The sequence below is a fragment of the Polynucleobacter paludilacus genome, assembly GCF_018687595.1.
Lineage (GTDB): Bacteria > Pseudomonadota > Gammaproteobacteria > Burkholderiales > Burkholderiaceae > Polynucleobacter > Polynucleobacter paludilacus.
In genome coordinates this window covers 1,325,839-1,338,641 of the sequence record NZ_CP061298.1, presented here as the reverse complement: position 1 = coordinate 1,338,641, position 12,803 = coordinate 1,325,839, and the positions used below count along the sequence as shown (strand labels likewise).

At 47.7% G+C, this 12,803-nt stretch carries 9 protein-coding genes; 4 read left to right on the top strand and 5 right to left on the bottom strand.

The window, feature by feature from the left end; all coding sequences use genetic code 11:
* Nucleotides 1-7 precede the first annotated feature (7 nt).
* Nucleotides 8-2,917, bottom strand: coding sequence for a valine--tRNA ligase (locus tag AOC06_RS07075; RefSeq protein WP_215379781.1), 2,910 nt, complete (start codon nucleotides 2,915-2,917; stop codon nucleotides 8-10).
* Between the two features lie 24 nt (nucleotides 2,918-2,941).
* On the opposite strand from AOC06_RS07075, the gene AOC06_RS07070 reads away from it, so the two are divergent.
* On the top strand, nucleotides 2,942-5,290 hold the full coding sequence (locus tag AOC06_RS07070; protein ID WP_215379778.1) for a UvrD-helicase domain-containing protein: 2,349 nt from the start codon (nucleotides 2,942-2,944) through the stop codon (nucleotides 5,288-5,290).
* Here the strand turns inward: AOC06_RS07070 and AOC06_RS07065 are convergent.
* From AOC06_RS07065 to AOC06_RS07055, 3 genes are read right to left on the bottom strand one after another with little or no spacing between them, the layout of a single operon-like run.
* Nucleotides 5,287-6,069, bottom strand: a complete 783-nt coding sequence (locus AOC06_RS07065; RefSeq protein ID WP_215379775.1) for a BPSS1780 family membrane protein — start codon at nucleotides 6,067-6,069, stop codon at nucleotides 5,287-5,289. The two genes, AOC06_RS07070 and AOC06_RS07065, sit on opposite strands and share 4 nt — an antisense overlap.
* Entirely contained in the window at nucleotides 6,066-7,037 is a 972-nt protein-coding gene (locus tag AOC06_RS07060) for a homoserine kinase (protein ID WP_215379772.1), read from the bottom strand. Before AOC06_RS07060 ends, AOC06_RS07065 begins: the two co-directional genes overlap by 4 nt.
* Before the next feature lie 3 nt (nucleotides 7,038-7,040).
* Nucleotides 7,041-7,451 carry a hypothetical protein gene (locus tag AOC06_RS07055; RefSeq protein ID WP_215288503.1) on the bottom strand — a complete coding sequence of 137 codons (411 nt, stop codon included), beginning with the start codon at nucleotides 7,449-7,451 and terminating at the stop codon, nucleotides 7,041-7,043.
* Nucleotides 7,452-7,534: 83 nt separating this feature from the next.
* On the opposite strand from AOC06_RS07055, the gene polA reads away from it, so the two are divergent.
* The 3 genes from polA to AOC06_RS07040 are packed head-to-tail and all read left to right on the top strand — an operon-like array spanning nucleotide 7,535 to nucleotide 11,937.
* Nucleotides 7,535-10,285: a DNA polymerase I gene (polA, locus tag AOC06_RS07050; RefSeq protein WP_215379770.1), complete on the top strand. Its 2,751-nt coding sequence runs from the start codon at nucleotides 7,535-7,537 to the stop codon at nucleotides 10,283-10,285.
* Nucleotides 10,285-11,160 (top strand): dienelactone hydrolase family protein, encoded by an 876-nt coding sequence (locus AOC06_RS07045; protein ID WP_215379768.1) that lies wholly within the window; start codon nucleotides 10,285-10,287, stop codon nucleotides 11,158-11,160. Before polA ends, AOC06_RS07045 begins: the two co-directional genes overlap by 1 nt.
* A gap of 3 nt (nucleotides 11,161-11,163) precedes the next feature.
* Nucleotides 11,164-11,937 (top strand): ZIP family metal transporter, encoded by a 774-nt coding sequence (locus AOC06_RS07040; RefSeq protein WP_215379766.1) that lies wholly within the window; start codon nucleotides 11,164-11,166, stop codon nucleotides 11,935-11,937.
* Nucleotides 11,938-11,945: 8 nt separating this feature from the next.
* Here AOC06_RS07040 and AOC06_RS07035 read toward each other — a convergent pair whose 3' ends face one another.
* Nucleotides 11,946-12,776, bottom strand: a complete 831-nt coding sequence (locus tag AOC06_RS07035) for a sulfurtransferase (protein WP_215379764.1) — start codon at nucleotides 12,774-12,776, stop codon at nucleotides 11,946-11,948.
* Nucleotides 12,777-12,803 lie beyond the last annotated feature (27 nt).

The following is a 12,803-nucleotide window of genomic DNA, read 5'->3' as shown; positions in this document are numbered from 1 at the left end:
TAGTGAGTTATTTCAGACGTTCTAATTGTGCTACAAGCTTCTCATGATTTTGTTCAAACCCTGTAAGGCGTTGTTTTTCCTGGGCTACTACCTTTTCTGGGGCTCGTGCCACAAAGCTCTCATTGGAGAGTTTGCTGCGAGCTTTCTGGATCTCGTTGGCTAGACGATCAATCTCTTTGCCCAGACGAATACGCTCAGCACCCACATCAACCTCAATTTTTAGAAGGAGTTTCAGATCTCCCACCAGAGCCATGGGTGCTCCAGAAGCCTCTTTTTCCATAGAGGCCTCATCTTGGTAGATCTTCACTTCAGATAATTTGGCTAAGGCCAGAAGATAAGGTGTGGCTTGCTTCAGGAAAGTCTCAGGGCCGCAAATCCAAAGGGGCACTTTTTGTGCGGGGGAGACTTGCATTTCTCCGCGCAAGTTACGGCAGGCATCCACAATCGCCATAATTTGATTGAGCCATGCTTCACTTACTGGATCGATTTTTTCAGGCTGAGCAATTGGGTAGGGCTGCAATGCAATTGTTTGTTTAGTTTGCTGTGCAAGCTCTTTACCTGTCTTGGGGGCAAGGGTTTGCCACAGGGTCTCAGTGATGAATGGAATCAGAGGATGGGCTAAACGCAAAATAGTTTCTAGAACACGCAGCAAGGTTCTGCGGGTAGCGCGTTGCTGTGCTGGAGTTCCGGTTTGAAGTTGAACTTTGGCCAGCTCTAAGTACCAGTCACAATATTCATCCCAAACAAATTGGTAGATGCTATTGGCGATGTTGTCGAAGCGATAGTTTTGAAAACCTTTTTCAACTTCGGCTTCGGTTCTTTGCAATGCTGAAACAATCCATTTGTCTGCTGGCGAGAAATCAAGGTAGCCCTCTGGACCGCATTGATCATCGCAGGGTGCAAAGCCATTATCTTCAAGCGTGCCAGGACAGTTCATTAAAACAAAGCGCGTGGCATTCCACAGCTTATTACAGAAATTACGATAACCTTCGCAACGTTTTTGATCAAAGTTGATGTTGCGACCTAGGGATGCCAGGGATGCAAAGGTGAAGCGCAAGGCATCTGTTCCAAATGCAGCGATACCCTCTGGAAACTCTTTGCGAGTGCGCTTACTAATGCTCTCAGCTTGCTTAGGATTCATAAGCCCCACAGTTCTCTTATTAACCAATGCGTCGAGTTCAATGCCGTCGATGAGGTCGATGGGGTCTAAGGTATTGCCCTTGGACTTACTCATTTTCTGACCTTCAGCATCACGTACTAAGCCATGCACATATACCGTATGAAAAGGGACCTTGCCAGTGAAATGACAAGTCATCATTACCATGCGCGCTACCCAGAAGAAGATGATGTCAAAGCCGGTGACTAAAACAGAGGAGGGCAAGAAATGGTCAAGTGCCGGAGTTTTATCTGGCCAACCGAGAGAGCTAAAGGGAACGAGGGCAGAGCTAAACCAGGTATCCAATACATCAGGATCACGATTTAACTCCCCCGAATAGCCTGCTGCAGCGGCTTGCGTTTTAGCTTCTGATTCAGAGCGCGCTACAAAGATTTGGCCTTGATCGCCATACCAAGCGGGGATTTGATGGCCCCACCAGAGCTGACGAGAGATGCACCAGTCTTGAATATTCTCTAACCATTGCGTGTAAGTGCTGATCCAGTTTTCTGGAACCAGTTTGATGTCGCCTTTGGTCACCGCCTCTAATGCGGCAGCTGCGATGGAGGAACCAGGTTTGTATTGATTATCGGGACTGGGTTTAGAGACAGCAACGAACCATTGATCAGTCAACATGGGCTCAATGATGGTTTGGGTTCGGTCACCGCGTGGAACCATCAATTTATGAGGCTGCACTTTTTCTAATAGCCCAGCTTGATCTAGATCGGCAACAATTTGTTTGCGTGCTGCAAAACGATCTAAGCCTTGATATACCGCTGGTGCATGCTCATTGATCTTGGCATCCAGCGTGAGAATATTAATGAGAGGTAACTGATGGCGTTGGCCAACCGCATAGTCATTGAAGTCATGCGCAGGGGTAACTTTAACAACCCCAGTACCAAAGTTCAGATCGACGTAGTCGTCAGCAATGATTGGAATCTCACGATCGCAAAGAGGTAATACAACAGATTGACCAATCAGATGTTGATAGCGCTCATCATTGGGGTTGACCATCACTGCTACGTCACCCAGCAGGGTCTCGGGGCGAGTAGTAGCCACAATGAGTTGGCCAGACCCGTCTGCGAGCGGATAGCGGATATGCCACATCGAGCCATCTTCTTCTTCGCTAACTACTTCGAGATCAGAAACGGCAGTGCCCAAAACAGGGTCCCAATTGACAAGACGTTTACCGCGGTAAATGAGGCCTTGCTCATGAAGGCGCACAAAGACTTCAACCACGGCTTTGGACATCTTGCTATCCATCGTGAAATATTCTTTGGCCCAATCAATCGAGGCGCCAAGACGACGGATTTGACGGGTGATGGTTGAGCCAGATGTTTCTTTCCACTCCCATACTTTTTCCAAGAACTTCTCGCGACCTAAGTCGTGACGAGAAACTTTTTGGACATCGAGCTGACGCTCAACCACGATTTGGGTAGCGATACCAGCATGATCGGTGCCAGGCACCCACAGGGTATTTTTGCCTGACATACGTGCGTGTCGAACCAGCCCATCCATGATGGTTTGATTAAAAGCATGCCCCATATGGAGGGTGCCCGTCACGTTTGGTGGTGGGAGCTGAATACTAAAGTCACCCTTACCCTCATCTAGCGTTGCATCGGCAATGCCCCGTTTTTCCCACTCAGGACCCCAAAAGGCTTCAATCGGGGCTGGTTCATAAGATTTAGCAAGTTCATCCAAGGGCTGCTGATTGGTCTCAGGAGTTTTGGATGATGAATTAGGGGTATTCGAGGCATTTGGCATAAGAGGCAAATTATAATTGGGCTGATGTACTCCGCCTTACTCGCCAACCTCAATCCAGAACAGGGCGAGGCAGTTACTCTCCCCCCTGTTGATCAAAACGGCCATGCCCAATCTGCTTTAATTCTGGCGGGGGCAGGAAGCGGCAAGACTCGTGTGCTCACTACCCGAATCGCTTGGTTGATCCAAACAGGGCAAGTTTCCCCAATTGGGGTCTTAGCGGTGACTTTTACGAATAAAGCCGCCAAAGAAATGCTGATTCGCTTGGGGGCGATGTTACCGATTAATACCCGCGGCATGTGGATTGGGACCTTTCATGGTCTTTGTAATCGACTACTCAGAGCTCACCACAAAGAAGCCGGTTTGCCCTCCACTTTTCAAATTCTGGATACTCAAGATCAACTCTCAGCCATTAAGCGCTTGTTGAAGGGTCTCAAGGTGGATGATGAAAAGTACCCACCTAAGCAATTGCAGTACTTTATCGCTCATGCAAAAGAGAGAGGTTTGCGTGCCAAGGACATCGACAGCGGCGATGATTTTCAAGCCAAGATGGCACAACTCTATCAAGCCTACGATGAGCAATGTCAGCGTGAAGGCGTAGTGGATTTTGCGGAGCTCTTGCTACGCAGTTATGAATTGCTCAAGCACTCTGAACCGATTCGGACGCATTATCAAGAACGCTTTCGTCATATTTTGATTGATGAGTTTCAAGATACAAATGCCTTGCAATATGCCTGGCTCAAATTACTTTCTGGACATGACGGTGGTCGTTCCTCTACGCAGCGAAGTGCTGTCTTTGCAGTGGGCGATGATGATCAAAGTATTTATGCTTTCCGTGGCGCCGATGTTGAAAACATGCGTTTATATGAAAAACAGTTTCATCCCATGATGGTGAAATTGGAACAAAACTATCGATCACATGGACATATTCTCGATACGGCGAACCACCTGATTTCCAATAACACTGAGCGGCTCGGTAAGAACCTTCGAACAGATGCTGGGCATGGTGAGCCAGTTCGTATTTATGAGGCTGCAAGTGATGGCCTAGAGGCTGCTTGGCTCGTAGATGAAATCAAGGCCCTGATCAATAGTGGTATTAAGCGCACAGAGATTGCACTGCTCTACCGTAGCAATGCCCAGTCACGAATTATTGAGCATGCTTTATTTTCTGCTGGACTACCTTACCGTGTGTATGGTGGCTTGCGCTTCTTCGAGCGGGCTGAGATTAAGCATGCATTAGCTTATTTACGTTTGCTCGAGAATCCCAATGACGATACGTCTTTCTCGCGGGTTGTAAACTTCCCGACCCGTGGCATTGGTGCTCGTTCAATCGAGGCATTGCAAGATGCCGCCCGTAATCAACAATGCTCACTCTATTTGGCTGCTTCTAGCTTAGAGGGCAAAGCAGGTGCGGCATTGGGCGGCTTTGTGCGTTTGATTGATCATATGCGCGAAGCAACCCGTCACAATACTTTGCCTGAAACCGTGGAGTTCGTGATTCAGCATAGCGGTCTGATTCAGCATTACTTAGGCGAGCGAGAAGGACAGGATCGCGTAGAGAACTTACAGGAATTGATTAACGCTGCCACTGCATTTATTGCAGAAGAGGGGTATGGGCAAGACGCTAAAGCAGCCACCTTGCCCGGTGAGAATGCGCCAGGTGATGTTGAAGTTTCTCCCTTGGCTTCCTTTTTGTCGCATGCTTCATTAGAGGCTGGCGATAACCAAGCCCAGGCTGGGCAGGATGCCGTGCAATTAATGACGGTGCACTCGGCCAAAGGTCTTGAGTTCACCTCGGTCTTCATCACCGGTCTTGAAGAGGGTTTATTCCCTCATGAGAACAGCGTTAATGAACTCAATGGCCTAGAAGAAGAGCGGCGCTTAATGTATGTTGCGATCACTCGTGCCAAAGAACGTCTATATCTGTCGCATACCCAATCTCGTATGTTGCATGGTCAGGTGCGCTACAACATGCCTTCCCGCTTCCTCGAGGAACTACCGGCTGATTCGCTGAAATGGTTAACCCCGAAAGCCAAGGATGCACGTTGGGGTGGCCGCACCTCCGGCTCTACTTGGAATGATGGCTACACCCGTCAACGCGAGTATGAGTCAAATGATTTCTTTGACTCTGGTAGTGTTCATCAAGCAACCAAGCCCCATAGTTCGCTATCGACTACGGTCAAGAGAATGGCTGCTCCCCCACGTGATACTTATCCATTTAAGATTGGTCAAAATGTCTTTCACACAAAGTTTGGTGAAGGCCGCGTTACTGCTTTAGAGGGATTGGATGCAGATGCGCGGGCGCAAATTCATTTCAAGCGCAATGGCATTAAGTGGCTACAGCTTAGTATTGCTAAGTTGGCCGCGATAGATTAATCGCCCATGACCATTGCTTCATTAGTTATGAAGCAACCCTTCCAGCTCGCATAAAAAGAGCAATGCATGATGGTGAGACCGCCCATTGAAATCGGCGCAATGATGAAAGAAGCGGCTTGACCCAAGTTGATAGCATCAAGGGATGCGCCGACCAATAAAGGAATGGCGACCAGAATTGCGGCCCAGATTAGGATGTAGTATAGAAATGCACCACGGTTTGTCCAACACGCTATCCAGCTTGAGAAGAGCGCCTGTGGGATTGACATATTTTCCCAGGCAACGAGTACAGGGGAGAACCACATTAATACCGCAATAGGGAAGTAGAGTAAACCGCCAATCAGTAAAGCCCAGTAGAGCTGATGGATTGCTTCAGGTGTAATAGCTTGATCATTGCTCATTAAGGGAATGATGGCTTGAACGTTGATGAATAAACCCAGGATCAAACTCAGTCCAAAAATCATGATGGCGTAGAGCAAGCCCAATTGCAGCATGCGCTTGCGAATCAGTGGAGTTGATCGAAGCGCGCAAAAGTAGACTTGTGGAACAATCCGCTCTTTCTGAATCGCTTGGCGACAAGCCGTCATAAAGCCTACAGAGAGGGTGGGGGTCAAAACAAGCACGGCGATGACGCCAATGATTGGAATCAAAATAGCCAGTTGCGCAACTAAAACATAGATGAAGACTAGCATCAGAAAGGCAAGAGGATTTTGCTTAAACAACCAAAAGCCCTGGCGAATCCAGTGATAGCCCTCTTGAATGCCTACTGAGTTGAGTTTCATACGGCGCGCCGGCTAAGTAGAATCTTTTCGAAATGCTTTGGATCATGTGGTGTGAGCATTTCGGCATTGCGAGGTAGATAAAAATCCCAGAGCCGAGATATCCAAAAACGCAGTGCAGCTGCACGCAACATCATTGACCAAGACTCTTTTTCAATGGGACTTAACGGACGAATCGCTTCGTAAGCATTGAGCATTGCCTCGAGTCGTTGTGGGTCTAAATCTTTTTTATTCTCAGCAAGACACCAGTCATTTACCGTGACTGCTAAATCAAATAACCACTTATCAGTTCCTGCGAAGTAAAAATCAAAGAAGCCGCCCAGACGATCGGGGGTTTGATTCGCTTGTGGATCAAACAGGACATTATCCCTAAACAGGTCGCAGTGGCTTGCGCCAAACGGCAGCGCGGCATATTCAGGAGAAGCAAAAAATTGCTCTTGTGCTGCTAACTCTGCTTGAAGAAGATCTTGTTGATCAGCGCTCAAATGGGGCAGGACTTCAGGAACTGTTTTTTGCCACCAGGCTAAGCTGCGAAGATTTTCTTGCGTCTGCCCAAAATCTTTTCCTGCCAGATGCATCTTGGCTAGCATTTCACCAACTAGGGCACAGTGATGGCTATCTGGGTTCAGTCTAGATAATCCCGGAAGCTTGCTGACTATGGCTGCAGGCTTGCCCTGAAGTTCAAATAGGATTTGACCGTGTTGGTTTTCAATTGGTTTGGGTACCGAAATACCTCGATTGGCTAAATGGCGCATCAACTCGAGATAGTAGGGAAGCTGCTCAGCAGTTAATCTTTCAAAGATGGTGAGAACATATTCTTGTCGCTTACCTTCCAGCAAGGTATCCAAAAAGAAATTAGAGTTCTCAATTCCACCATGAATGCCACGAATATCAGTGGCATCGCCAATCTGAAAATCTCGAGCAATCCACGCTGAGATATCACTCAGCTCTAACGGGGTAAAAACGGCCATGAATTACTGGATCGGAATACTAATACTGGGAACGCTCAATAGGCTAGCTTCTCCAGAGGGAGGGCCAGGCATCACTGAGTCTGGTGGAGACATGTCATAAGTAGTTAAGCGGGTCTTGACTTGAACCTGGGTTGGACTATTGGCATCTTTGTATTCAGTAATTTGCGTACCGTTTTTATCAGTATATTGATAGCTTGGTTTACGTTTGCTGCTGGAGTTGGCTGCATCCGAAGCGGTTGCAGGCTTTGAAAGTGGCTGATTATTAATCATTTCGAGTTCTGTAGGACTAAGCGCTTGGCTTGTTCCTTGGGCCCAGGTATTGCCGATCCCAAAAACACTAAAGGCAGTCAAAAAGCTCAATAAAGTCAGGGTATAGCTCAAAGTGTGGCCAAATAAGTAAGTAATAGAGTGCATGATTTTCACCTTTTTAAGCCTACTGCCCAGCTTAGATTCACCAGACTTGTAGGTAATTCACGACTAGATTGTACGATTGAGGGATGACTAAACACAGACTCTTGTTGATAGACGGCTCAAGCTACCTCTATCGTGCCTTTCATGCCATGCCAGACCTCAGAAATGGGGCGGGTGACCCCACTGGGGCGATCTATGGCATGGTAAATATGATGCGCCGGGCTCGCTCTGAGATTCAGGCTGACCATATTGCCTGTATTTTTGATGCCAAAGGCAGGACCTTCCGGGATGAGATGTACCCTGATTACAAGGCTAATCGCTCTCCCATGCCAGAAGATTTAGTGAAGCAAATCGAGCCAATTCATGCCTTGGTCAAGGCCTTGGGCTGGCCTGTTTTAGTGGTTTCAGGGGTCGAGGCTGATGACGTGATTGGCACCTTGGCTTGCCAAGCAAGTCAGGCTGGCTGGGAGACGATCATCTCTACAGGTGATAAAGATTTAGCCCAGCTCGTGAACTCGTCAGTGAGTTTGATTAATACGATGACTGATGAGCGCCTAGATATTGAAGGGGTGGTTGCGAAGTTTGGAGTACCTCCAGAGCGCATCGTGGATTACTTAAGCATCATCGGCGATACAGTGGATAACGTACCTGGCGTACCAAAAGCAGGTCCAAAGACGGCGAATAAATGGTTGGCTGAGTTCGGAGACCTTGATAACTTGATGGCTAATGCCGATCAAGTCAAGGGTGTCGTTGGTGAAAATTTGCGGGCAGCCCTCACTTGGTTGCCGCAAGCGCGACAACTCATTACGGTGAAGACGGATTGTGATTTGTCATTACATGTGCCCAGCTTAGATGAGCTTCATGCCAAACCAGAAGACAGTCAGCTACTGCGTGAATTATTTGAACGTTACGCTTTCAAAACTTGGCTACGCGAAGTCGAGCAGGCCGGTGGTTCATCTCAAGCAACTTCACCAAGTTCCGCGGCCTTGGAGGCTACCACTTCACTATCACCTGAAGCCGGCGCAATGCACAGTGCTGTCGAAAAAAATTATGAGTGCATTGTGGATGAAGCTGGTCTAGATAAATGGATTCAGAAAATTCAAGGAGCTAGCCTCACCGCAGTCGATACTGAGACTACTAGTTTGGATGCACTTGCCGCACAGCTAGTAGGTATTTCCTTGTCGGTAAATGCAGGCGAGGCCTGCTACATTCCGGTGGGTCATCTCAATGCGCCAGAGCAATTAAAGCGGGAGTATGTACTTGACCGACTAAAGCCTTGGCTAGAGAGCAAAACGCATTTCAAGGTCGGTCAAAACTTAAAGTACGACGCCCATATTTTTGCAAACTATGGCATTACCTTACAGGGTGTACAGTTCGATACCTTGCTCGAGTCTTATGTGTTGGAGTCTCATATGCCACACAATATGGACAACTTAGCAGAACGTCATCTGGGTATGAAGACGATTAAGTATGAAGAGGTTTGTGGCAAAGGCGTTCATCAGATTGGTTTTGATCAGGTTGATCTACAAACAGCCACCAAGTACGCTGCTGAAGATGCTGATATCACCTTACGCTTGCATCTGGCCTTGTGGCCTCAAATTCAGGCTAGCCCTGGCTTGTTGTATGTCTATGAAAAGATTGAGATGCCCGCAATGCGCGTACTCGGCATCATGGAGCGCAATGGCATTCGGATTGACTCTGCCTTATTGGCCAAGCAGGGTCAAGAAATTGGTAAACGATTGTTAGCTTTAGAGGGTGAGATCCATCAATTAGCCGGTCAGCCTTTTAATATTCAGTCACCAAAACAAATTGCGGAGATTCTGTTTGGCCAGCTTCAATTACCTGTGATCAAGAAAACCCCATCTGGTAGCCCTTCCACCGATGAGGAAGTTTTACAAAAGCTGGCAGAAGACTACCCATTACCTGCACGCATTTTGGATTACCGTAGTCTCGCTAAATTGATGTCGACTTATATTGAGAAATTGCCAAGGATGGCAGATCCTCAAACTGGGCGCGTGCATACGAATTTCTCTCAAGCCGTCGCGGTCACCGGACGCTTGGCATCGAGCGATCCTAATTTACAAAATATTCCGGTACGAACTGAAGAGGGGCGGCGCATTCGCGAAGCTTTCATTCCCGCGCCTGGGTGTAAATTGCTCTCAGCGGACTATTCACAAATCGAGTTGCGCATCATGGCGCATATTGCTGAAGATGCGAATCTACTCGAGGCATTTGCTACGGGCAAGGATGTACACCAAGCAACTGCTGCTGAGATCTTTGGGATTCCCTTGGCAGAGGTGAGTTCTGAGCAGCGACGTTATGCCAAGGTAATTAACTTCGGCTTAATTTATGGCATGAGCGCATTTGGTCTGGCGGGAAATTTGGGTATTGAAAGAGGGGCGGCTCAGAATTACATCGCCAAGTATTTTGAGCGATACCCTGGCGTTGCTCAATACATGGAAAGAACCCGTCTAGAGGCTCGCGATAGGGGTTATGTCGAAACCGTTTTTGGTAGACGCTTGTGGTTGCCTGAGATTAAGTCCAATGGTCCGCGCAGACAAGGTGCGGAACGAGCCGCAATTAATGCTCCTATGCAAGGTACTGCAGCAGATTTAATTAAGCTGGCAATGATTGCAGTAGAAGATTGGTTGGAAAAGGAGCAATTGAAGACCAAGATGCTCTTGCAGGTCCATGATGAATTGGTGTTTGATGTTCCCATGGACGAGATTGAACTCTTACAAGCGAAATTGCCTGATTTGATGTGTCAGGTTGCGCAACTTAAAGTCCCATTAGTGGTTAGTATTGGGGTTGGTGATAACTGGGAGGAAGCACATTAATGAAATCAAATACGCCCTTAAATCGAAGAACTTTCTTAAAAACTTCAGCACTGACTGCAGGAGTGATGGGTGTTGGCTTTGCTCCAGCGTCTATGCCAGTCATGGCTGCTGCAATCAAAACCGATTTTGTCGGGCTTGAGGCTGGTGAGCAGAATATTCAGATGGGCGACTATCAATTGCCCGTCTACGTGGCACGTCCACAGAATGCTAAAACAGCTTTGCCGGTCATTATTGTAGTAAGTGAAATCTTTGGCGTGCACGAGTACATTGCCGATGTTGCTAGACGTTTCGCCAAGCTCGGTTATCTCGCCATCGCACCAGATTTCTTCATGCGTGCCGGAGATCCCAATAACTATGGCAGCATTGCCGAGATTTTTACTAACGTCATTTCTAAAACCCCTGATGATCAGGTGATTGGTGATCTCAAGGCTGCAATTGCTTGGGCCGGCAAAAATGGTGGCGACCTAAAACGGGTTGGTGTTACTGGATTCTGCTGGGGTGGTCGTATCACCTGGTTAGCTGCGACCTTGCCGCAAGTGAGGGCTGGGGTAGCTTGGTATGGACGTTTAATTGGTGACAAAACTCCAGGTAATCCTTTGCATCCCGTAGACATTGCTGCTCAATTACATGCCCCTGTACTCGGTCTCTATGGCGGAGCTGATACCGGAATTTCTCTAGAGAGTATTGAGCAAATGCGGGCAGCATTGGCAAAAGCAGCACCCACTAATCCTGCAGCGAGAGATTCTATGATCGTGGTCTATCCTGATACTCCGCACGCCTTTCATGCAGACTATCGAGATTCCTATCGCGAAGGTCCCGCCAAAGATGGTTGGAGCAAGTGCTTAGCCTGGTTCAAGAAAAACGGGGTCATTTAACTGGTGCCAATTCTTCAAAACATTCTGTTAGTGACCATTCTTGCGGGATTGGTGAGTGTCTTAATTGCAGCTAGCTTTTCCTTGGGCTTGCTTTCCAAGATGGTCGACAATATGGTTAGCGTTTCAGTCGGCATTTTGTTGGCAACGGCCTTGCTACACTCTTTACCAGAGGCATTTAGCTTCCCTGATACCAAGCCGCAAATTTTGTTCGGAACTTTATTGGCTGGCCTGTTGGGATTTTTCTTATTAGAAAAAATTGCTTTGCTAAGACATAGTCATCATCATGAGGGTGATGGCCATGAGCACCATCACGGCCATGATGCTGAAGTCGCAGGTAGAAGCGGGTGGATGATATTGGTTGGTGATGGCCTGCATAATTTTGTCGATGGTGTTTTGATTGCCGCTGCTTTTATGGCCAATTATGAAGTGGGATTTTTTACTGCAATTGCCATCATTGCTCACGAAATTCCCCAAGAGATTGGCGACTTTATGGTGCTGCTAAATGCGGGATTTTCAAAAGGTCGAGCGCTCCTCTACAACTTGCTCTGCGGCCTTTCAGCGGTTGTTGGCGGTGTTTTGGCTTACTTCTTCCTAGAAAAAGCCCATGCAATGATGCCCTACTTACTGGTGATTGCTTCGAGTAGTTTTATCTATATTGCAGTGAGCGATCTCATTCCGCAAATGCATCGTCGGCCACATTGGGCCGAGTCATTGCGCCAAACTGTATTGATTGCTTGTGGAGTAGGTTTTGTGCTGCTCTTATCGCAAGCGTCGTAGTCCTTAAATCAACGTTCTACAGGGCGACTGGGATCAGCACACCATTCGCTCCAGCTACCCGCATATAGGCGGGCACCCCTTAAGCCAGCAACTTCCATCGCTAGTAAATTATGGCACGCGGTCACGCCAGACCCACATTGATGAATCACTTCTGCTGCTTTAGTAGTACCAAGTAATTTCACATAGTCTTGGTAGAGCTGTTCAGGAGATTTGAAGAGTTTGCCGGAAAGATTTTCTTTATAGCAATGATTCAAGGCTCCTGGAATATGGCCACCAACGGGATCCAATGTTTCATTCTCACCATGAAAGCGATCGCTTGCTCTGGCATCGACAATTTTCTTTTGATGGGTTTGAAGATTTGTAAGCACCTCTTCCATTAATGCTAGCCCAACATAAGGCATGGCATCGATAGGATGGGCGCTAGCAGAAGGTTGCCGTGGAGTTTTGCCGATAGGACCACTCCAAGCATCAAGTCCACCATCGAGTACGCGCACATTAGCATGGCCTGTAGCTTTGAGCATCCACCACAGACGGCTAGCAAAGATGGAGCCTTGATTGTCGTAAGCCACAACCAAAGTGTTGTTGTCCATCCCTAGACGTGTTTTAGTTTCAGCCCAGGCCTCAGCAGATGGCAAAGGGTGCCGACCATTTTTACCGGTTTTGCTACCTGATAAATCCTGATCGAGATCGACGTAAAGAGCGCCAGGAATATGGTTTTCGAGATAGGCGGTTTTGCCTGCTGATGGATTGGCTAAATCAAAGCGGCAGTCACAGATCAACACATCTTCGCCGCTATTAATAATTTCTTCTAGCTGGTTAGCGGTAATCAGTGGATTCATGTGGGAAGCCTGTCTTAAAGATGGTTT

What these genes read in the sequence shown, in the direction of transcription:
- AOC06_RS07060 (WP_215379772.1), bottom strand. Translation starts at nt 7,037, where the DNA reads ATGGCCGTTTTTACCCCGTTAGAGCTGAGTGATATCTCAGCGTGGATT.
- AOC06_RS07035 (WP_215379764.1), bottom strand. Translation starts at nt 12,776, where the DNA reads ATGAATCCACTGATTACCGCTAACCAGCTAGAAGAAATTATTAATAGC.
- AOC06_RS07055 (WP_215288503.1), bottom strand. Translation starts at nt 7,451, where the DNA reads ATGCACTCTATTACTTACTTATTTGGCCACACTTTGAGCTATACCCTG.
- AOC06_RS07065 (WP_215379775.1), bottom strand. Translation starts at nt 6,069, where the DNA reads ATGAAACTCAACTCAGTAGGCATTCAAGAGGGCTATCACTGGATTCGC.
- AOC06_RS07045 (WP_215379768.1), top strand. Translation starts at nt 10,285, where the DNA reads ATGAAATCAAATACGCCCTTAAATCGAAGAACTTTCTTAAAAACTTCA.
- AOC06_RS07070 (WP_215379778.1), top strand. Translation starts at nt 2,942, where the DNA reads ATGTACTCCGCCTTACTCGCCAACCTCAATCCAGAACAGGGCGAGGCA.
- AOC06_RS07075 (WP_215379781.1), bottom strand. Translation starts at nt 2,917, where the DNA reads ATGCCAAATGCCTCGAATACCCCTAATTCATCATCCAAAACTCCTGAG.
- polA (WP_215379770.1), top strand. Translation starts at nt 7,535, where the DNA reads ATGACTAAACACAGACTCTTGTTGATAGACGGCTCAAGCTACCTCTAT.